19 protein-coding genes are annotated in these 19,325 nt (G+C 68.2%); 7 read left to right on the forward strand and 12 right to left on the reverse strand.

The genetic code is table 11. The features are described from left to right. The first annotated feature begins 126 nt into the window (after positions 1–126). Positions 127–1,296, forward strand: a complete 1,170-nt coding sequence (locus E0L17_RS05825) for a M20/M25/M40 family metallo-hydrolase (RefSeq protein ID WP_167930311.1) — start codon at positions 127–129, stop codon at positions 1,294–1,296. Between the two features lie 120 nt (positions 1,297–1,416). Here the strand turns inward: E0L17_RS05825 and E0L17_RS05830 are convergent, their stop codons facing one another. Further along, positions 1,417–1,644 carry a hypothetical protein gene (locus E0L17_RS05830; protein ID WP_167930312.1) on the reverse strand — a complete coding sequence of 76 codons (228 nt, stop codon included), beginning with the start codon at positions 1,642–1,644 and terminating at the stop codon, positions 1,417–1,419. 393 nt (positions 1,645–2,037) lie between these two features. Here E0L17_RS05830 and E0L17_RS05835 point away from each other — a divergent pair, with 393 nt between their 5' ends. After that, positions 2,038–2,904: a LysR family transcriptional regulator gene (locus E0L17_RS05835; protein ID WP_167930313.1), complete on the forward strand. Its 867-nt coding sequence runs from the start codon at positions 2,038–2,040 to the stop codon at positions 2,902–2,904. Positions 2,905–3,115: 211 nt separating this feature from the next. On the opposite strand, the gene tatA is transcribed toward E0L17_RS05835, so the two are convergent. The 4 genes from tatA to E0L17_RS05855 form a co-directional block, all read right to left on the reverse strand. After that, positions 3,116–3,340 carry a twin-arginine translocase TatA/TatE family subunit gene (gene tatA, locus E0L17_RS05840; RefSeq protein ID WP_167930314.1) on the reverse strand — a complete coding sequence of 75 codons (225 nt, stop codon included), beginning with the start codon at positions 3,338–3,340 and terminating at the stop codon, positions 3,116–3,118. A gap of 154 nt (positions 3,341–3,494) precedes the next feature. Then, positions 3,495–3,923 carry an ACT domain-containing protein gene (locus E0L17_RS05845; RefSeq protein ID WP_167930315.1) on the reverse strand — a complete coding sequence of 143 codons (429 nt, stop codon included), beginning with the start codon at positions 3,921–3,923 and terminating at the stop codon, positions 3,495–3,497. Further along, a complete protein-coding gene (locus E0L17_RS05850; RefSeq protein ID WP_167930316.1) occupies positions 3,923–5,224 on the reverse strand; it encodes a phenylacetate--CoA ligase family protein in 1,302 nt (433 codons plus the stop codon). Before E0L17_RS05850 ends, E0L17_RS05845 begins: the two co-directional genes overlap by 1 nt. A 185-nt stretch (positions 5,225–5,409) precedes the next feature. After that, a complete protein-coding gene (locus E0L17_RS05855; protein ID WP_167930317.1) occupies positions 5,410–5,829 on the reverse strand; it encodes a hypothetical protein in 420 nt (139 codons plus the stop codon). Positions 5,830–6,012: 183 nt separating this feature from the next. On the opposite strand from E0L17_RS05855, the gene E0L17_RS05860 reads away from it, so the two are divergent. After that, positions 6,013–7,092: a 6-phosphofructokinase gene (locus tag E0L17_RS05860; RefSeq protein ID WP_167930318.1), complete on the forward strand. Its 1,080-nt coding sequence runs from the start codon at positions 6,013–6,015 to the stop codon at positions 7,090–7,092. 107 nt (positions 7,093–7,199) lie between these two features. Here E0L17_RS05860 and E0L17_RS05865 read toward each other — a convergent pair whose 3' ends face one another. The 4 genes from E0L17_RS05865 to E0L17_RS05880 form a co-directional block, all read right to left on the reverse strand. Continuing rightward, on the reverse strand, positions 7,200–8,525 hold the full coding sequence (locus tag E0L17_RS05865) for a M18 family aminopeptidase (RefSeq protein ID WP_167930319.1): 1,326 nt from the start codon (positions 8,523–8,525) through the stop codon (positions 7,200–7,202). Positions 8,526–8,810: 285 nt separating this feature from the next. Next, a complete protein-coding gene (locus E0L17_RS05870; protein WP_167930320.1) occupies positions 8,811–9,776 on the reverse strand; it encodes a 3'-5' exonuclease in 966 nt (321 codons plus the stop codon). 83 nt (positions 9,777–9,859) lie between these two features. After that, positions 9,860–10,381, reverse strand: a complete 522-nt coding sequence (locus E0L17_RS05875; protein ID WP_167930321.1) for a nitroreductase family protein — start codon at positions 10,379–10,381, stop codon at positions 9,860–9,862. 238 nt (positions 10,382–10,619) lie between these two features. Further along, a complete protein-coding gene (locus E0L17_RS05880) occupies positions 10,620–10,985 on the reverse strand; it encodes a helix-turn-helix domain-containing protein (RefSeq protein WP_286163317.1) in 366 nt (121 codons plus the stop codon). 274 nt (positions 10,986–11,259) lie between these two features. Here E0L17_RS05880 and E0L17_RS05885 point away from each other — a divergent pair, with 274 nt between their 5' ends. Next, positions 11,260–13,194, forward strand: a complete 1,935-nt coding sequence (locus E0L17_RS05885) for an alpha-amylase family protein (RefSeq protein ID WP_167930322.1) — start codon at positions 11,260–11,262, stop codon at positions 13,192–13,194. A 39-nt stretch (positions 13,195–13,233) separates the two neighbouring features. Here E0L17_RS05885 and E0L17_RS05890 read toward each other — a convergent pair whose 3' ends face one another. Both E0L17_RS05890 and E0L17_RS05895 read right to left on the reverse strand, forming a co-directional pair. Beyond that, positions 13,234–13,548 carry a hypothetical protein gene (locus E0L17_RS05890; RefSeq protein WP_167930323.1) on the reverse strand — a complete coding sequence of 105 codons (315 nt, stop codon included), beginning with the start codon at positions 13,546–13,548 and terminating at the stop codon, positions 13,234–13,236. Between the two features lie 110 nt (positions 13,549–13,658). Beyond that, positions 13,659–14,549, reverse strand: coding sequence for a LysR family transcriptional regulator (locus E0L17_RS05895; RefSeq protein WP_167930324.1), 891 nt, complete (start codon positions 14,547–14,549; stop codon positions 13,659–13,661). A gap of 275 nt (positions 14,550–14,824) precedes the next feature. Between E0L17_RS05895 and E0L17_RS05900 the strand changes: the two genes are divergently transcribed. Then, positions 14,825–15,079, forward strand: coding sequence for an HPr family phosphocarrier protein (locus E0L17_RS05900; RefSeq protein ID WP_075280601.1), 255 nt, complete (start codon positions 14,825–14,827; stop codon positions 15,077–15,079). 147 nt (positions 15,080–15,226) lie between these two features. Here the strand turns inward: E0L17_RS05900 and E0L17_RS05905 are convergent, their stop codons facing one another. Next, entirely contained in the window at positions 15,227–15,736 is a 510-nt protein-coding gene (locus E0L17_RS05905) for a DNA-deoxyinosine glycosylase (RefSeq protein WP_167930325.1), read from the reverse strand. A 117-nt stretch (positions 15,737–15,853) separates the two neighbouring features. On the opposite strand from E0L17_RS05905, the gene E0L17_RS05910 reads away from it, so the two are divergent. Beyond that, positions 15,854–16,837: a LacI family DNA-binding transcriptional regulator gene (locus E0L17_RS05910; protein WP_167930326.1), complete on the forward strand. Its 984-nt coding sequence runs from the start codon at positions 15,854–15,856 to the stop codon at positions 16,835–16,837. A gap of 488 nt (positions 16,838–17,325) precedes the next feature. Beyond that, positions 17,326–19,305 carry a PTS sucrose transporter subunit IIABC gene (locus E0L17_RS05915; RefSeq protein WP_167930327.1) on the forward strand — a complete coding sequence of 660 codons (1,980 nt, stop codon included), beginning with the start codon at positions 17,326–17,328 and terminating at the stop codon, positions 19,303–19,305. The last annotated feature ends 20 nt before the right edge of the window (positions 19,306–19,325 follow it).

Genomic DNA, 19,325 nt, shown 5'->3' on the forward strand with positions numbered 1-19,325 from the left:
CAGGCGGCGCGTTCTTCTCGGCAAACCACGACAGAGGTTGACAAAGCTGACGGGGTCAACTGTCATGAGAGAATAGTGTGACAATTGACCCTGTCCACTCTGTCATGAGACGCGCCAGGAGCCATCGTGAACGAGAAGATCAAGCAGCTTGCCACCGCCTACGCCGACGAGTGCCACAAGGAGGAGCTCGAGCTGCTCCGCACGCTCGCGCAGATCCCCGCCCCCTCCGGTCACGAGGAGCGCCGCGCCGAGTTCATCCGCGACTGGCTGCTCGCGCAAGGCGCGCCCGTGGGGTCCGTGCGCATCGACGACGCGAAAAACGTGATCTTCTCGCTGCCCGCCGGCCCCCGCGCGACCGACGACGGAATCGCCGTCTTCGCCGCCCACACCGACGTCGTCTTCCCCGACACCGAGCCGCTGCCGCTCGCCGAGAGCGCGACGCGCCTGCTCGCGCCCGGCGTGGGAGACGACACCGCCAACCTCGTGGGACTGCTCCTCGCGGCCCGCTACCTCATGCGCAACCGCGTCGCCCTCGACCGGCCGCTGCTCGTCGTGGCAAACTCCTGCGAGGAGGGGCTCGGCAACCTCGCCGGCACGCGGGAGCTCTTCCGCCAGTACGCCGGCCGCGTGCGCGAGTTCACCTCGTTCGACCTCTATCTGGGCATGCACGTGGTGTCGGCCGTCGGCTCGCATCGCTGGCGGGTCATGTGCCACACGCAGGGCGGCCACTCGTGGGAGAACTTCGGGCGCGACAACGCCATCGAGGAGCTCTGCTCCATCATCGAGGACCTCTACGCGATGGAGCTCCCCACCGCCGCCAAGACCACCATCAACGTCGGTCGGTTCGAGGGCGGCACCACCGTGAACTCCATAGCCGAGGACGCGAGCGTGCTCGTCGAGTACCGCTCCGCGTCCGAGGAGTGCCTTGAGCTGATGTACGGGAAGTTCGTGGGGCTCGTGGAGGAGCACCTTCGGAAGGGCTCGCGCATCGACGTCAAGCTCATCGGCCGGCGCCCCGCGTCCGGCGAGCACGTGCCCGCGGGGCAGGGCGAGCTCATCGCCCGAACCGACGAGGTGCTGCGCGAGCTCGGCGGCGTGACGCCCACCCACCAGGAGTCCTCGACGGACGCAAACATACCGCTCTCGCTGGGAATCTGCGCCCACACCGTGGGCACCGTGGAGGGGGACCTCCTCCACACGCGCGAGGAGTGGGTCGAGAAGGACAGCCTCCGGCGCGGCCTCGCCGTCATCCTCGCGCTCATGCTCGCGCACGCGACCGACGTCGAGCGCCACTGACGCCACCCCACAGGCACGCCACTGACGTCAGGTTTATTTGGCACGTCCGGCACATCCCGACCTCGCGGCAAAAAAATGGAGCCCGCAGGCTCCGCTCGACCTCTCGTATGGGCGCTGGCGCTACGCCGCGCGGACGCACTTGACGAGCAGGTGCGAGTCAGCGTGGTTCTGCTCGTGAGCGGAGAACCACTGGTCAACGTCGTTGAACAGCATCCTAGGGCTGTCAGCCCAGAAACGACGCTCGTGGCCGTCGAAGAACGCGCGATACTCGCCGCTCATGAACCAGCCGTTGTGGCACGCCCTCAGCACCTTGCGCTGACGGGAGCCCATGTTCTTGACCTTGGTCATGTTCTTCCCTCCTTTCCTCTCTTCTCGTTACCTCGTTCGTTATACCCAATTATTCCGTCCGTCGAAAGCGTCTTGACAGAATCATAACAATTGACTACTCAAGGACGAGGGCAGCGTCAGGGTTTTGGCCGAGACGCGTCATGGGGCGGCGGGTCGGCGCGGCATTGCGGAAAGTGGGGTCGTGGCAGCTGGCCGCGGGCGCGACCTCGCGTTCTTCTCGCCCCTGTTGCGACGTCGGGGGTCATGGCAGCCGCGGGACCGCCAGAACCCCCGAAACCGCTGCGCGAATCGCCCCCCGGGCTGCCACACCCCTCGCCCTTGCAGCGCGCTCGTGGGGGCGCCGCGCGCGAGCGATACAATCTTTCTATACCGCATGGCCTCAAGGGAGGAAGCGTGAATCTCAAGCAGCTCGAGTACTTCGTCGCGATCGTCGAGGAGGGGCAGGTCACGGCCGCGGCGAGGCGCCTTCACATCTCTCAGCCGCCGCTCTCCTACGAGCTCGCGCAGCTCGAGCGAGAGCTCGGCTGCGAGCTCGTCCGCCGAGGGCCGCGCGGCGTCACCCCCACCGACGCGGGCAGGCTCCTCTACGAGCGCGCCGGGCGCATCCTCGCCATGGCCACCGCCACGGCGCGCGAGGTCTCGAGCGTGGGGAAGGGCCTCACGGGCACCGCGTGCCTCGCGGCCTGCGCGGGGGCGTCCGGGCTCGTGCCCAGCGCGCGGCTCCGGGAGCTTGCCGGCGGCGAGGGCGTGTCGTTCGAGGTCCGCGAGGGGAGCGTCCCCGCAGTGATCGAACTCGTGACGAGCGGCATCGCCGAGGTCGGCGTGGTGCGAACGCCCTTCGCCAGCGCCGGGCTGCGCTGCCGCTACGCGCCCGCCGAGCCCCTCGTCGCCGTGATGCCACCGTCGATGGAGACGGGCGGCGAGCTTGAGGTCTCGCTCGAGGAGCTCGCCTCGAGCCCGCTCGTCTGCGACCGTCGGCTCTCCGAGCGGGTGGGCCACGCCCTCGCGACGCGCCACCTCGAGCCGCGCCTTTCCTGCGTCACCGAGGACGAGCGCACCACCTGCGCGTGGGCGGCGGCGGGCATGGGCGTGGGGCTCGTCCCCCGCTCGATGCTGAGGGTGTGCGACACCGGGGACCAGTTCATCAAGACCGTGACCGAGAAGGACCTCGAGACGCGCGCGGCGGTCATCTGGAAGGCTGACCGCGCGCTCACGACGCTCGCGGAGCGCGTCGTGGCACTTCTCGGCGAGCTGGACTAGGGTCGGTCGCGCGGGCGAGAAGGACGCGCAGACTGTCGCATCTCCCCCGCACGCCCACAGCGCGGGGGCTTCGCGACGTTTCTCGGCCCAGAAGTGTCGCCTCGGCCCCGCACAGGCTCCGCGCGGGGCCGAGGCGACAGATCGTCCCGACATGAGGGCGCCCCCGGGCGGGAAGGAGGTCCCGGGGACGCAGGGTCAGCCTGAAGACGCGCTATCGGAGGTCGTCGTCCTTCTCGGCGTCCGAAGCCTCGATGGGAGAGACGGCGGGCTCGGAGGAGGGGCTCGAGTCGCCGGAGCCCTCCTCCATGCCCTCGCGCACGTTCTTGACGGTCTTCCCGATGGCCGAGCCGATCTTGGGCAGGTTCTTCGGCCCGAAGATCACGAGGACGATGACGAGAATGACGGCCAGCTCGGGCACGCCCATGCCAAGAATCATGCGGCACCTCCAATGACGCGGTTCTTCTCGTCACATCGTAGGGCTCCATGAGCCCACGGTAAAATACATAAGAGAAGGGGATGCCATACAAGCAATGTATGGCATCCCCAACCTGTCCCATAATCTCTGAGAGAAAAAACACGTCCCCCTTTTGCTACTCGATCTCATCTTGGTCGAAGACGTGGAAGCCGGCCTTCTCGATGGCCCAGCTCGCCTCCGCGGCGCTCGCGGGGTCGGCGATCTTGAGCGCCAGGACCGCAAGGTCGTCGGTCGTCGAGAAGCAGTAGAAGTACTCGATGTCCACGTCGAGGTCGTCGAGCTTCTCGAGCAGGTCCGCGGCGCCGCCCGGGTGGTGCGGCACGGCGATGGCCATGACCTTGGTCTTGATGGCGCGGTAGCCGCCGGCGTCGAGCGCGGCGATCGCGGCGTCGGTGTCGCTGCAGATGATGCGCACGATGCCGTACTCGGTGGTGTCGGCAACGGAGAGCGCTGCCATGTTGATGTTGGCGTCACCGAGGGTGCGGCACAGAGACGCGATGCGGCCGCGCTTGTTCTCGAGGAAAACCGTAATCTGATCGATCATTACTTGATCCCCTTTCGCAGGTCGACGATGCGCTTGGCCTTGCCCTCGCTGCGCGCGATGGTCTTGGGCTCGACGAGCTTGACCTTGACGCCCACGGAAAGGGCCGTCTTGAGGCGCGCAGAGATCTCCTTCTGCAGGCGCTCGACCGCGGCGACGGAGTCGAAGGCGAAGTCGGGGTTGACCTCGGCCTTGAGCGTGACCATGTCGAGCGAGCGGTGGTCGGTGTCGACCTCGATCTGGTACCAAGAGGAGACCTGGTCGAAGGTCTTCATGACGTCCTCGATCTGGCTCGGGAAGACGTTGACGCCGCGGATGATGAGCATGTCGTCGGTGCGGCCGTGGATGCGGTCGATGCGGCGGTGCGTGCAGCCGCAGGCGCACTCGCCAGGCAGGATGCGCGTGATGTCGCGCGTGCGGTAGCGCACGACCGGGGACGCCTCGCGGTCGATCGTGGTGAGCACGAGCTCGCCCCACTCGCCGTCGGGCAGGACCTCGCCGGTGTTGGGGTCGATGATCTCCGCGTAGAAGTGGTCCTCGGCCAGGTGCAGGCCGTTCTGCTCCCAGCACTCGATGGCAACGCCCGGGCCCATGGTCTCGGTGAGGCCGTAGACGTCGAGCACGTGGTAATTGAGCTTGCGCTCGAGGTCGCGGCGGAAGTTGTCCGAGAAGGGCTCGGCGCCGTGGATGCCCGCGCGCAGGTGGAAGTCGCGCGCCGGGTCGATGCCCATCTCGAGCGCGGTGTCGGCGATGTGCATGGCGTAGCTCGGCGTGCAGCAGATGATTGTGGAGCCCATCTCCTTGAGCACGCGAATCTGACGCTCGGTGTTGCCCGCGGACATGGGGATCGTAGTGGCGCCGGAGTAGAGGCCGCCGTAGTGCGCGCCGAGGCCGCCGGTGAAGAGGCCGTAGCCGTAGCAGACGTGCACGACGTCGTCCTTGCCGCCGTTTGCGTACTCGATGCCGCGCGCGAAGCACTCGCCCCAGATGTCGAGGTCGTGCTGGGTGTAGCCGCCCACCGTCGCCACGCCCGTGGTGCCGGAGGACATGTGGATCTCCTTCACCTCGGAGAGCGGGGTGGCAAACATACCGTAGGGGTAGTTGTCGCGCAGGTCCTGCTTGGTGACGAACGGCGCCTTCTGCAGGTCGTCGAGGTCCTTCACGGCGTACGGGTCAAAGCCGGCCTCGTCGAAGCTCTGCTTGTAGAACGGCACGTTCTCGTAGCACGCGATCACGGTCTTCTTGATGCCCTCGAGCTGGATCTCCTCGATCTGCTCGTGGGGCGCGTGGAGAATCTCCTGCATCTGCCCTACCCTTTCTGGAACCCAAAACCACAGATGGGGAGATTTTATGGCGAGAAGGGCGGTCGTGCCTCAGGCGTTCGCAAACTGAAACGCGTGCCGCCGGTACCAGGCCCGCGCCAATGGCGTCAGGTTCGTTTGGCACGCGGACTCACGCGTGCCAAACGAACCTGACGCCATTGGCACGCTCACCGCAGCGCCTCGAGGCGGCGGAGCACCGTCCTGGTGGCCTTGATCGCCGCCTGCACGTTCTCCTCGGCGTCATCGATGCGCTTCTGCACGTAGAGGTCGACGAAGGGGTTGTCCACGAGGATGTCGAGCGCGGAGGCGAGGCCGCCCACGTTCACGCGGAGCTCCTCGATGCCGCGCACGTCCGAGACCTCGCGCGTGAACGCGTAGAGGTCAGCGCGGGCGCACTCGAGCGCCTCCTCGGCATCGTCGAGCCGCGAGCGCTTGACCAGGCTCGAGATGATGCCGCCCGCGAGGATGTCGAAGAGGCCCCAGTTGCTCGCACTGCTGAGGGCGTCCGCCGCCGTCTCGAGCGAGGTGAGCGCGCGACGTCCCGCCGCCACGGCCTCGGCCACCTCTCGCCTCTCGTCCGGTGTCATGGTTCCTCCTCGGCTCGACGTTCTTCTCGCCATGGTAGCAGTCGTGGCAGGGGGACGGGACGGCAACGGCTCGCTCATCCCCCTGCCGCGCTGGGAACGATACCGCTCGCGGAGAATATTCCGCATCCCGCCGAGCGAGGTGCATACTTTGACTATCTGTGAGCACGAGGGGAAGGATGCACCATGCTTCGAGTCGGTCTTCTCACGAGCGGCGGCGACTGCCAGGCGCTCAACGCCACCATGCGCGGCATCGTCAAGACGCTCTACCGCCAGTCCAAGGAGCCCGTCGAGGTCTACGGCTTCGAGGACGGCTACCAGGGCCTCATCTACGAGCGCTACCACATGATGGACAATCGCGACTTCTCCGGCCTGCTCACCCGCGGCGGGACCGTCCTCGGCACGAGCCGCACCCCCTTCAAGCTGCTCGACACGCCCGAGGCCGACGGCGTCAACAAGGTCCAGGCCATGAAGGACACCTACAAGAAGCTCAAGCTGGACTGCCTGTTCATGCTCGGCGGCAACGGCTCCACCAAGACCGCCAACCGCCTCTCCCAGGAGGGCCTGAACGTCATCGCGCTGCCCAAGACCATCGACAACGACACCTACGGCACCGACATGACCTTCGGCTTCACGAGCTCCGTCGAGGTGGCCACCCGCTGCATCGACGAGATCCACACCACCGCCTCGAGCCACGGCCGCGTCTTCGTGATCGAGATCATGGGCCACAAGGTCGGCTGGATCCCGCTGTACGCGGGCGTGGCCGGCGGCGCCGACGTCATCCTCATCCCCGAGATCCCCTACGACATCGAGAACGTCATCCGCGTCATCGAGGACCGCGACAAGGCCGGCTCGCGCTTCACCATCGTCGTGGTGGCGGAGGGCGCCATCTCCAAGGAGGAGGCCGCTCTCTCGAAGAAGGAGTACAAGAAGCTCGTGGCCGAGCGCACGAGCCCGTCGGTCGCCTACGACATCGCGGCGGAGATCGACAAGCGCACCGGCCGCGAGATCCGCATCGCCATCCCCGGCCACACCCAGCGCGGCGGCACCCCCGACGCCCAGGACCGCATCTTCGCCACGCAGTGCGGCGCCGAGGCTGCGCTCGCCTGCCTCAAGGGCAAGTTCGGCGTCATGATCGCGCAGGTCAACGGCAAGATGTGCCGCGTGCCGCTCGAGGACGTGGCCGGCAAGCTCAAGTACGTCGACCCCAAGGGCGACCTCGTCAAGGAGGCCAAGGCGCTCGGCATCAGCTTCGGCGACGAGTAGGGCGCACCCAACGGCACGAAGGCGGGCGCGGGGTCCTCGACGGGCCCCGCGCCCTTTTGTGCCCCGACACGGGTGGCGAAACTCGCCTAAAAGGGGCCTGGCCCCTTTTAGGCAAGCTCCACCGAGTCGGCGCCGTCGATGCGGAGGTCGGCCTCGTAGAACGCCGTCAGCGCGGCGATGCCGAGCGCCGTGTCGCGCGCGCCCGCCGTCTCAAAGACGGAGTGCATGGCCAGCTGCGGCAGCCCCACGTCCACGGCGTGCACGCTCACCTGGGTGTTGGAGAGGTTGCCGAGCGTGGAGCCGCCGGGCACGTCGGAGCGGTTGGCGAAGGTCTGGTACGGCACGCCCGCGCGCTCGAGCACGGCGACGAGGGCGGCGCGGCTGAAGGCGTCCGTGCAGTAGCGCTGGTTGGCCGCCTCCTTGATGACGAGGCCGCCGTTGAGCCGGCAGCGGTTCGCCGCGTCGTACTTCTCGGGGTGGGCCGGATGGACGGCGTGCGCGTTGTCGCAGCTCACAAGCATGGAGCCGGCAAGCGCGCGCAGGTGCTCCTCAGGCGTGCGGCCGAGCGCAGCGCTCGTGCGGGAGAGCGTGTCGGCGAGCAGCGTCGAGAGCGCCCCCTGCTTGGTGCCCGAGCCCACCTCCTCGTTGTCAAAGCACGCGTAGACGCTCACGTCATGCGGGTTCTCCGCCGCGAGGAAGGCCTCGAGCGCCACGTAGGCGCACTGGAGGTCGTCGAGATGGCCGGCGGAGACGAACTCACCGGCGCGACCCCAGACGCGCGGCTCCTCGTGGGCAACGAGGAAGAGGTCGCGCGCGAGGACGTCCGCCGGCTCGCAGCCCGCGGCCTCGGCCACCATCTCGTCGAAGGCCCCCGCGGAAAGCTCCCCCGCCGAGAAGAGCGGGCAGAGGTCAACCGCGCGGTTGAGCTCGGGCGAGAGCCCGCTCGTGCGGTCGAGGTGGATGGCGAGGCTCGGGATGAGGCAGACGTCGTCGGCGATGTCCACGAGGCGGCTCTCCACGCGCGCGCCGTCGCGCACGAGCACGCGGCCCGCAAGTCCGAGCGGGCGGTCCAGCCACGTGTGGTCGAGCATGCCTCCGTAGGCCTCGACGTCGAGGCGGAGATACCCCTCCGGCCCCTCGAGCGCGGGCGCCGCCTTCACCTTGTAGGTGGGCGAGTCGCCGTGGGCGGCGGCCAGCTGGAAGTGGTGGCCGCCCTCGGGGAGCTCGGCCCCGACCTTCCACGCCACGACGCTCGAGTTGTTGCGGACGGTGTAGTAGCGCCCACCCGCCTCCATGGCCCACGCCCCGCCCTCGGGAAGGTAGGCGAACCCGGCGGCGTCGAGGCGCGCGCGGATGGCGGCGACGGTGTGGAACACGCTCGGGCACGCACGGACAAACTCGACGAGCCCGGCGGCGACGTCCTTCTCGCTCATAGGTCTCCTTCGGTCGGCTGTGATGCGACCGTCCAGCCTAGCACTTCTCGGCGCAGCGGGCGCCTCCGGACACACGCCCTCCCGGGTACGTACACCTCGCCTCCCGACGCACGCCCTCCCGGGTACGTACACGCCGCCTCCGGATGCGTACGCAATTTGATAATTAATTCGGTACCATGCGATTAAAACCCGCAGGTGGGAAAGGTGGCGAGAAGAACATCAATCATCGAATCGCGTACGTACCCGGAACAGGCGTGTACGTACCCGAGGAAGGCGCCCCGGGCGTCAGGCAAGCATGTTGCGGGCCGTGAACTCCGCCTGGACGGTGGCGAGCATGAGCTCCACGTCGTCGAGGCCGAGGTGGCGCTCCGACTCCCCCGCCTTGAGCGTGCCGCGGCGGCGCGCCCAGCTCTCGAGCGACGCCGGCCGCTGCTCGTGCGGCAGGATGCGCGTCTCGGGGTCCACGCGCCGGCAGATGTCGCGCGAGTCCACGACCACCACGCGACCGGCCTTGCGGGCCTCGGCGTAGCCGTCGATGTGCAGCATGAACCAGGAGTCCTCGAAGGCGGCGTTGTGCGCCATGAACGGATAGGCGGTGAGCGCGGCGAGAAGGGCCTTCTGCACCTGCTTGTCCTCGCGGAAGGGGGTCTTCCCGTCGAGGTCGGACCACTGGATCTTGTGGATGTCCGCCAGCGGCACGCCCTTCTCGGCGTACATCTCGGGCAGGCCGAAGTAGCCGGCAAAGGGGTCGTGCGGCCTGGCCTTGGGGCCGATGGTCATGAACTCGAGGCCCACGTTGATGATGTAGCCGCGCGCGGGGTCGCGGTCGGTGGTCTCGATGTCAATCCCCACGACCATGCCGGAGACCGGCGCGTCCACCCAGGCCACGTTGAGGTCGCGCGCGTCCGGGCCGGCAAGCGCCGTCACCTGCGCGTCGGTACGATGCTGGAGCACGGCGACGGCATGGATGAGGTCGGCCGCGGAGAGGCCGCGCGCGAGGCTCGAGGGAGAGAGGTCGCGCAGCTTCTCGATGCCAAAGCGGTCGCAGACGTCGCGGTTGCGGTCCGCGAGGGAGAGGATGAGGTCGTACGAGAACGGCTCGCGGCCGGCAGGCGCCTCCGCCCAGGCGGCGCGCAGGACCCCGAGCGCCTCCTCGTTCTTGGCGCGCTCCGCGGAGAGCGAGGCGTCATCCGTGAGGAACCCGGGGAACACAAAGGCGCTTGCGCACTCTATGGCTTGGCTGAGGTCCACGTTGCTCACTCCCGTCCACGAAAAAAGACGCCGAGAAGAACCCGGCGCCTTCCTAGGCTAACAGAACGCGCGGCCGCCTCGGCCTACTCCGCGTAAAACACGCGACCGTCTCTTCTCGGCTTGGGCTCCGGCGTCTCGGCCGGGTATCCCAGGATGCAGTGGCCGATGCCCTCGTAGTCGCCCTCGACGCCAAGCTCGGAGAGGATGGCCTTGCCCTCGGGGGTGTCGAACTCCTCGCGGGCGCGGTGGATCCAGCAGCTGCCGAGCCCCAGCGCGTGCGTGGCGAGCATGAGGTTGCCCATGACGAGGCTGCCGTCGTAGACGCGGTTGCGCTCGTCGCGCGGGGCGAGCACCACGAGGACCACCGGCGCGCTGTAGAACGGGTCGCGGCTGGGGTCGCCGATTATCTCGGCGTTCATGGCGGAGAGGCGGTCGCGCAGCTCGCGGTTCGTGACGGCCACGATGATGGGGCCCTGGCGGTTCATGCCGCTCGCGGCCCAGAGGCCGGCCTCGATGACCTGGTCGATCAGCTCCCGGCTGGGCACCTCGTCGGTGTACGCGCGCACGCTCCTGCGCTCGAGCATTCCCTGGATGATGTCGCTCATGGCTCCTCCTCGCCTCGATTGCCGCCTGAGGCTGTTATACCCCAATGCGCGGCGACGCGGCCCGTCCCCGTCCGCGTTTGCACGAGCAAACTCCGCGGGCGGGGGCGTCGGGATGGCGCTCGATTGCGTTTGCACAGGTAGATGGGCCGCACGGTTCTTCTCGCCCAGGCGTCGGGCGCGTTTGCTCGTGCAAACGCGGAAAGGGGGCATGCGGCGGCGCGGGGCAGAAGGACGTGCGCTACTCCCCGACCTCGCGCAGGAGGTCGGCGGGATCCACCCCATAGAGGTGCGCGAACTTCACGAGATTCGAGGTGGACGGCTCCGAGGCGCCCTGCTCCCACTTCGAGACGGCCTGCCGCGAGACGCCGACCTTCTCGGCCACGAGCTCCTGCGTCATCTTGCACCGCTCCCGATGCGCCCGCAGCACCTCGGCGAGCGAGCGGCGCACCGCCACGGCCTCGGGGTCCTTGGAGACGCGCTCCTGTCGCAGGAACCACCGGATGGCGAGCACCAGCAGCACGACGAACAGGACCCAGGGCACCACCCTGGCAAGGAGAATCGGAATCAGAATCATGAGCTCCGTCGGCCCCAGTCCCATAATCATGACGCCCTCCTTTCACGCGCTTTGCCCCACTGTAGCTGAGCAGGGCGGTTGCGCCCAGCAACTATCGCGCAACGTTCGGTTGCGGCCGGGATCGGTCGGACCCAAGGCGGCGCGGGGCGAGAAGGACGGGATCGGCGGCCGCCGCCCTGGGGCCACGTGCTGTGGGGGAACGTTCCCAGCCCTTGTTGCCTACGTCTACGGAATCGTTCTCACCTCTGGGCGGGGGCGCCGCTACAATGCGTCCGGGAGCATACGGAGAGCGAAAGGAACCGCCATGACGGAGAAGGCCAGCAGGAAGAGCCCCGCCAAGAAGACCGCCGCGAGAAGGACGCGGAAGGCCGTCGCCGCGCCACGCGTCGGCGGGGCGGAGCGCGTGAGGGCCGACGCCGTCTTCCAGGAGCGCCTGGCCCGCTACCATGACGAGCTCCGCTGGCTCTACATGGAGCTCTACGACAACGGCGACATGTTCGCCGAGCTGCTCGACCAGATGCGGGCCTACTACGACGCACGCTCCGAGCGGCTGCGCGCCCTCGACGCCGAGCGCGAGGCCGCCGGCGAGTGGTACCGCAGCCGCGACATGCTCGGCATGCAGATGTACATCGACAACTTCGCCGGCAACATCAAGGGCGTGGAGGACCGCCTGGACTACCTCGAGCGCGTGGGCGTGAACTACCTCCACCTCATGCCGTTCCTCGACACGCCCGCGGACAGGAGCCGCTCCGACGGCGGCTACGCCGTCAAGGACTTCCGCCGCGTCAAGCCCGAGCTCGGCACGATGGAGGACCTCGCCCACCTCGCCGGGAAGTGCCACGAGCGCGGCATCAGCCTCTGCATGGACTTCGTCATGAACCACACGTCGGAGGATCACGAGTGGGCGCGGCGGGCGCGTGCCGGCGAGGGCGAGTACATGAGCCGGTACTTCTTCGAGAGCAACCAGGCGGTGATCGACCAGTACACCCGCGAGGTGCCGCAGGTCTTCCCCACCACGGCGCCCGGCCACTTCACCTACCTACCGGAGCTGGGCCAGTCCGTGATGACACAGTTCTACCCCTACCAGTGGGACCTCAACTACAGGAACCCGCGCGTCTTCAACGAGATGATGTACAACTTCCTCTACCTGGCAAACCAGGGCATGGACATCATCCGCATCGACGCCGTGCCCTACATCTGGAAGCAGCTCGGCACCAACTGCCGCAACCTCCCCCAGGTCCACACCATCGTGCGCATGATGCGCATGATCGGCGAGGTCGTGTGCCCCGGCATCGTGCTTCTGGGCGAGGTGGTCATGGCGCCGGTGGAGGTGGTCCCCTACTTCGGGACCGTGGAGAAGCCCGAGTGCCACATGCTCTACAACGTCACGACGATGGCCACCACCTGGAACTCCGTGGCCTGCCGCGACACGCGCCTGCTGCGCTCGCAGCTCGACGCCGTGTGCGGGCTGCCCAGCCAGTACACCTTCCTCAACTACCTGCGCTGCCACGACGACATCGGCTGGGGCCTCGACTACGCCACGCTCAGCACCTGGGGCATGGAGGAGGTCCCGCACAAGCGCTACCTCAACGACTACTTCCAGGGCCGCGTGCCGGGCAGCGCCTCGCGCGGCGAGCTCTACAACGCCGACCCGGCGACCGGCGACGCGCGCTTCTGCGCCACCACGGCCTCCATGTGCGGCATCGAGGCCGCGGGCTTCGAGGGCGACGAGGAGGCGATGGAGGTCGCCATCCGCAAGGACGTCATGCTCCACGCCTACCTGCTCGCGCAGTCCGGCCTGCCGATCATCTACAGCGGGGACGAGGTCGGCCAGGTGAACGACTACACCTACAAGGACGACCCCGAGAAGGCCGACGACTCGCGCTACATCCATCGCGGCCGCTTCGACTGGGCGCTCGTCGACCGCGTTGACGAGAAGGGCAGCGTCCAGGAGCGCATCTTCGACGCGCTCGGCGAGCTGGAGGCCATCCGTCGCCGCGAGGACGTCTTCGACGCCGACGCCGAGGTGGGGATTGTCGACTACAGCGACCCGGCCATCCTCTGGATCCGCCGGAGCGCCGGCAGCCGCACGCTCAACGCGGTCTTCAACTTCTGCGACGCCGAGAAGACCGCCTGGATGCCGGCCTGCGCCGAGTACACCAACCTGCTCACGGGCGAGACCATGGGCTTCGAGACCTTCCAGCTGCCCGCCTGGGGCTTCGTCTGGTACCTCGCGTAGGGCAAGACGGCCGTCGCCCCCGGGCGGCGGCCGAGGCGGCTACTCGACGCCGATGCGCTCGGCGGAGTCCTCGCTCACCCAGAGCGTGTCCTTGTCGCGCGAGACGAACTCGCGGCTCTCGTCCTCGAGGACGTGGACCTCGGTGGAGTCCATGGGGAGCTCGTAGAGGTCGTCCTCGAAGTCGACGACCTCATAGTTGGACCCGCTCAGCGTGACGCTGCGCACCTCGCTCGCGTCCGTCTCCACGCCGTCCGGGTAGTTGCCGTCGCACCCGCCGAAGCCGAGCGCCCATCCCGCTGCCAGGGCGCACACGAGCAGGCCGCCGGCAATCACGCGCATCTTTGAACCCGCCATGGGGCATCCTCTCTCTAAGAATCACTCTTTTATATCATGGGCGCAACGGACGGCCCAGGGGAATCTCCAGCGCCAGACGAGGGCGACGGGGCAAGGGCAGCTAGGAGAGGCTAGGAGAGGATCTTCATCTTGGAGAGGGCGTGGCTGAGCTCGAGGTAGCTGAAGCTCGCCCCCTCGAGCGAGGAGAGGCAGATGGGGATCGCAAGCCGGTCCTTCTGCGCGATCGGCCTCATGACGCAGCCGTCGAAGGGGCCGATGAACTCTCCTCCCACGATGAGCGAGAGGCCGTTTCTGTGCTCCATCAGGTCGCCGTACGACTCGAGCGTGGGAATCTCGACGAGCTCCGAGGTCATGCCGTGCGCCGCGTAGGCGCGGCAGACGGACTCGTTGAAGTGGTCGAACTCCGGCGCGAGGGCGACGGGGCACGCGTTGATGTCCTCGAGCGTGAGCTCGCTCTTCTTGGCGAGCGGGTTGGACCCCGCCATAACCACGTAGGGGGACATCGTGCCGAGGCTCCCCGTGACGACGCCCCGCTCCTTCAGCGATCCGACCGTCACGAGGGCGTCGAAGCGCCCCTCCCTGAGCTCGTCGATGCAGGCCGAGCAGGTCGTGAGCACGACGTCGACCTCGCATCCGAGGGCGCGGCCGGCCACGACGCTGATCATCGTGCAGATGCGCTCGATGCCAGGGAACCTGGGCACGCAGAGACCGAGGCGCAGGGCGCGCGAGACGCCGGCCTCGCGAGCGCTTGACCGGGCGAAGCTTACGAGCGCGTCGTACTCCGCGAGCACCCGCTTGGCACGGGCGCCGAAGGCGCGGCCGAGTGGCGTGGGCGTCACCCCGGAGCTCGCGCGGTTGAAGAGCGGGGCGCCCGTCCTCCCCTCGAGCTCGGACATGGCCTTGGAGACTGCCTGGACGGAGACGCCCTCACGCTCGGCAGCGGCAGAGAAGCTCCCCGTGGCGAGGATCGCCACGACGTATCTGAGCTGCTTTATGTTCACGAACGGGCCTCCCCGGAGAATGCGCTGCCGAGAGCTGGTGATATATCAGCGATATATGGCTAGTTTGTCACAGGAGCATTTCGGACGGAGAACATGCGCCCCCCTCCTCAAAGTGGAGTTGACGTAACGCCATCTCCCTCCGCTCGGAAGGCCACCCCCATTTGCGCGGGTTTTCTCGCCACGCGCCGAAAGCCCCTCTCCCTCGGCGAGGGTTGAGGGCTATCGTGTGGGGGCAAGGCGGCCCGTTTCCCCCGCCCCCCCCGAGAGGACGCCCCATGCACGAGATACCCTGCGACATCACAGACCCGCTGGGCCTGCACATCCAGCTCGCCGTCCTGCTGGCAAGCGAGGCCGAGCGCTGGAGGAGCGACGTCACCCTGGAGCACGCGGGGCGCGTCGTGGACGCCAAGCAGCTCATGCAGCTCCTGATGCTCGGCGTGCGCACGGGCGAGCACGTGGTCGTGACCGTGAGCGGGCCGGACGAGGACACCGCCGCCGGGGCCATCCGGCAGATCACGCGGACGTTCTAGCGCGGGGAGTCGGGCGCCCGGCGTTCTTGTCGCCTTGGCCCCGCACGGCAGGTCTGCGGGGCCAAGGCGACAAACCCGCGCCCCGGAGCGTCGTCAAGGCCCCGCAGACCCGCTGCGCGGGGCCAAGGCGACAAGAACGTCCGGCCGTCAGCCCAGCAGCCCGTCGAGCTCCTCTCTCCACCGCGCGACGAGCCGGTCGAGCGACCACGCCGCGTTGGCGGGGCTCGTGGACGGCAGCACCCGCGCCGAGAGGCCGCACGCGGGCTCCAGCCAGCGACGATAGAGCCGCCCCGCCGTGCCGCCGTTGCAGAGCACGGCCTCGACGGGCGCCGCGCGCAGGACGCGGGGGACGTCGGCCGGGACCACGTTCTTGATGGAGGCGTCCGACGACCCGCGGATGTCGCAGCTCTCGATGACGTCCCAGAGCGCGATGCCGTGGCGCAGCAGCAGCGAGCGCTTGGCCGCGACGTCACCGTCCGCCGGGACGGGCTCGCCCGCGCACGCGGCGACGACGCGCCAGAAGCGGTTGCGCGGGTTGCCGTAGTAGAAGCGGTTCTCGCGCGAGAGCGCCGAGGGAAGCGAGCCCAGCACGAGCACGCGGGAGCGCTCGTCGAAGACTGGGTCGAACTCGTGGACTATGTGCTCGTAGTCTGCCATGCCACGAGCATAGCGCCCCGAGGCGCCACCTGCGGCCTCAACCTGCCCTTTCATGGGTGTTTGGTGAGAAGGGTCCCACCCGCGCTACACTCGTTACGTTGAAGGGAGTCCCCCAGGATGGACATCAACCAGATTGCCCAGATGGCAGGCGTCTCGCGGGCGACGGTCTCGCGCTATCTCAACGACGGCTACGTCAGCCAGGAGAAGCGCGCCGCCATCCGCCGCGTCATCGAGAAGACCGGCTACGTGCCCTCTCAGCACGCCAAGACCCTGCGCACGGGCAAGACCAACGTCGTGGGGATCATCATCCCCAAGATCAACTCGGCCTCGGTGAGCCGGATGGTCGCGGGCATCACGCCCGTGCTCAACGCCGCCGGCTACCAGGTGCTGCTGGCCAACACGGACAACAACGCCTCCCGCGAGGTGGACTTCCTGCGCCTCTTCTCAGAGAAGAACCAGGTGGACGGCGTCATCCTCATTGCCACCGTCATCACCGAGGAGCACCGCGAGGCCATCTCCTCCCTGCCCGTTCCCATCGTGGTGCTCGACCAGGACGTGGACTTCCGCTCCTGCGTCTTCCAGAACGACTACGAGGGCATGCGCGAGGTCGCCTCGATCGCGCTGCGCACCGCCAAGCGGCCGGCCTACATCGGCGTCTTCGAGGAGGACGTCGCCGTCGGACAGATGCGCCGCCAGGGCTTTCTCGCCGCGTGCGCCGAGGCCGGCGTGGAGGTCCCCGAGCGGGCGATGCGCATCGCCGAGTTCACCGTGGACTCCGGCTACGAGCAGGCGGAGGCCCTGCTCGAGTCCCACCCCGAGCTCGACGGCATCGTGTGCGCCACCGACTCGATCGCCTACGGCGCCCTCACCTGCCTGCGCGAGTACGGGCGGCGCGTCCCCGAGGACGTGGTGGTGACGGGCATGGACGACTCCGAGATCTCCCAGATCGTCACGCCGACGCTGACCACGGTCCACCTCCACTACAAGTCCTCCGGCGCGCAGACCGCCCGGATGCTCGTCGGCTTCATGACCGGCGAGGAGTACGTGGCGCGCAAGGTCAAGATGGACTACGAGGTCGTGGCGAGGAACTCCACGCGCTAGGTCGCGCGCCGGCGCCGCGTTGGACGTGCGGGGCGTTGCCGTTTTTGGGTTGTGGCAGCGGCGGCGCGCGGAGCGTTGCGAGGAACGGGGTCATGGCAGAAATGGCGCTGCCACGACCCCACTTTGCGCAACAGGGGCGAGAAGAACCGCAGGTCGTTCTTCTCGCCGATTGCCACAAGCCCCATCCACGCAACGCGCGGACGCGCCAGATTGCCATGACCCCGCTTTCCGCAGCGGCCCGCCACCCCGAGCGCCCCGCGATCAGGGCGAGAAGAACGTGCGACCGAGCATGCCCCCGCGCACGGACTGCGGCCCCGCCGGCGGAAATCCGTGCGCGGGGGCATGCTCGACCAGACCACCGCTCGCCGACAAAACCCCGCCGTCTGCGGCAACTCCCCTCCAGCACGTTCTTCTCGCCGTATTGTGAGAACGATTCCATATGGGAACGTTCTCACATGGTATGATGAGGCGGAGAGAAAGGTGGGCACATGGCACTCGACTATCGGCAGGCGGCTCAGGAGATTCTGGACGCCATCGGCGGTCCGGGCAACGTGGTCTCGGCGGCGCACTGCGCCACGCGCCTGAGGCTCGTGCTCGCGGACGACGCCAAGGTGGACCAGGCGGCCGTTGACAACGCGACTGGCGCCAAGGGCAACTTCAAGGCGTCCGGGCAGATGCAGGTCATCTACGGCACGGGCACGGTGAACAAGGTCTACGACGAGTTCATCGCCCTCGGCCACATCACGGCCGCCACCAAGGCGGAGGTGAAGGAGGCCGCCGCCCAGCAGCAGACCAACCCCTTCATGCGCGCGATCAAGCTGCTGGGGGACGTCTTCGTGCCCATCATCCCGGCGATCGTGGCCTCCGGCCTGCTCCTGGGCATCATGAGCGCGCTCTCCTTCATGGATTCCAACGGCTTCATCGCGCTCGACACCAACAACGCCTGGTACCAGATCCTGAACCTCGTCTCCAACACGGCGTTCACGTTCCTGCAGATCCTCATCGGCTTCTCCGCGGCCAAGGCCTTCGGCGCCAACCCCTACCTCGGAGCGGTCGTGGGCATGCTGCTCATCAACCCGGGCCTGCAGAACGCCAACACCGTGGCAACCGAGGGCGTGCTCCAGACCTACCCCGTCATCCCCGGCCTCTACTCCATCGAGTGGACCGGCTACCAGGGCCACGTCATCCCCATCGTCATCGCCTGCGGCATTCTCGCGTTCATCGAGAGGCGCCTGCACAGGGTGGTCCCCGAGGCCTTCGACCTCTTCGTGACGCCGCTCGTCTCCGTAGCCGTCACGGCCTACGTCACCATGCTCGCCGTCGGGCCCGTCTTCGTCTGGGCGGAAAACGCCATCCTCGGCGGCATCCAGTTCCTGCTCACGCTGCCGCTCGGCCTGGGCTCGCTCATCATGGGCGCCCTCTACGCCCCCACCGTGGTCACCGGCATCCACCAGATGTACACCACGATCGACCTCGGCCAGATAGCCACGTACGGCGTGACCTACTGGCTGCCGCTCGCCAGCGCCGCCAACATCGGCCAGGCCGGCGCGGCGCTCGCCGTGGCGCTCAAGACCAAGGACGTCAAGGTCCGCTCGCTCGCCCTCCCCTCCTCGCTCTCCGCGTTCATGGGCATCACCGAGCCCGCCATCTTCGGCGTGAACCTCCGCTTCTTCAAGCCCTTCGTGGCCGGCTGCATCGGCGGTGGCCTGGGCGCCATGTTCGCCTCCATCGTGGGGCTCGCCGCGGCGGGCACCGGCGTCACCGGCATCTTTGGCATCCTGCTCTGCCTCAGCCAGCCCGTGCAGTACGTGATCATGTTCGCCATCTCCGGAGTCGTGGCCTTCGCCATCTCCTACGCGCTCTACAAGGACCCCGAGGCCGCGACCCCCGCCGAGAAGCCCGTCGTCCAGGCCTCCGTCTCCGCGCCCGCCACTGACGCCGCCAACGCCGCGGCCCTCTCCGCCGCCGCTGCCGACGCCGCCGTCGCAACCGTAACCGACGCCGCACCCGCCGCGCAGGCCGAGGTCCTTCTCGCTCCGATGGCGGGCACCGCCATCAAGATGACCGAGGTCCCCGACCCCGTCTTCGCGAGCGAGGCCATGGGCCCCGGAGCCGCCGTCCGCCCCACCGAGGGCAGGCTCTGCGCGCCCGCCGCGGGCACCGTCACCGTGCTCGCCGAGACCGGCCACGCCCTCGGCATGACCACCGACGCGGGCGCCGAGGTCCTCATGCACATCGGCATCGACACCGTGACCCTCGAGGGCAGGCCCTTCACCGCGCACGTCAAGGTGGGCGACCACGTTAAGGCCGGCCAGCTCCTCATGGACGTCGACCTCGACGCCATCCGCGCCGCGGGACTCGACCCGGTGACCCCGGTCATCGTGACCAATGCCGAGGCCTACGCTAGGGTCACACCGCATGCTGGCACGACCGTGCGCACCGGCGAGAGCCTCGTCGAGCTCTCCTGACCGTCCCTCCTCGCACAGGG

The sequence above is a fragment of the Olsenella sp. SW781 genome, assembly GCF_012027725.1.
GTDB lineage: Bacteria > Actinomycetota > Coriobacteriia > Coriobacteriales > Atopobiaceae > Thermophilibacter.

Coding starts and splice junctions, on each gene's coding strand:
- E0L17_RS05860 (WP_167930318.1), top strand. CDS start 6,013: ATGCTTCGAGTCGGTCTTCTCACGAGCGGCGGCGACTGCCAGGCGCTC.
- E0L17_RS05875 (WP_167930321.1), bottom strand. CDS start 10,381: ATGAGCGACATCATCCAGGGAATGCTCGAGCGCAGGAGCGTGCGCGCG.
- E0L17_RS05850 (WP_167930316.1), bottom strand. CDS start 5,224: ATGCAGGAGATTCTCCACGCGCCCCACGAGCAGATCGAGGAGATCCAG.
- E0L17_RS05845 (WP_167930315.1), bottom strand. CDS start 3,923: ATGATCGATCAGATTACGGTTTTCCTCGAGAACAAGCGCGGCCGCATC.
- E0L17_RS05910 (WP_167930326.1), top strand. CDS start 15,854: ATGGACATCAACCAGATTGCCCAGATGGCAGGCGTCTCGCGGGCGACG.
- E0L17_RS05880 (WP_286163317.1), bottom strand. CDS start 10,985: ATGATTATGGGACTGGGGCCGACGGAGCTCATGATTCTGATTCCGATT.
- E0L17_RS05915 (WP_167930327.1), top strand. CDS start 17,326: ATGGCACTCGACTATCGGCAGGCGGCTCAGGAGATTCTGGACGCCATC.
- E0L17_RS05865 (WP_167930319.1), bottom strand. CDS start 8,525: ATGAGCGAGAAGGACGTCGCCGCCGGGCTCGTCGAGTTTGTCCGTGCG.
- E0L17_RS05890 (WP_167930323.1), bottom strand. CDS start 13,548: ATGGCGGGTTCAAAGATGCGCGTGATTGCCGGCGGCCTGCTCGTGTGC.
- E0L17_RS05855 (WP_167930317.1), bottom strand. CDS start 5,829: ATGACACCGGACGAGAGGCGAGAGGTGGCCGAGGCCGTGGCGGCGGGA.
- E0L17_RS05900 (WP_075280601.1), top strand. CDS start 14,825: ATGCACGAGATACCCTGCGACATCACAGACCCGCTGGGCCTGCACATC.
- E0L17_RS05830 (WP_167930312.1), bottom strand. CDS start 1,644: ATGACCAAGGTCAAGAACATGGGCTCCCGTCAGCGCAAGGTGCTGAGG.
- E0L17_RS05905 (WP_167930325.1), bottom strand. CDS start 15,736: ATGGCAGACTACGAGCACATAGTCCACGAGTTCGACCCAGTCTTCGAC.
- tatA (WP_167930314.1), bottom strand. CDS start 3,340: ATGATTCTTGGCATGGGCGTGCCCGAGCTGGCCGTCATTCTCGTCATC.
- E0L17_RS05885 (WP_167930322.1), top strand. CDS start 11,260: ATGACGGAGAAGGCCAGCAGGAAGAGCCCCGCCAAGAAGACCGCCGCG.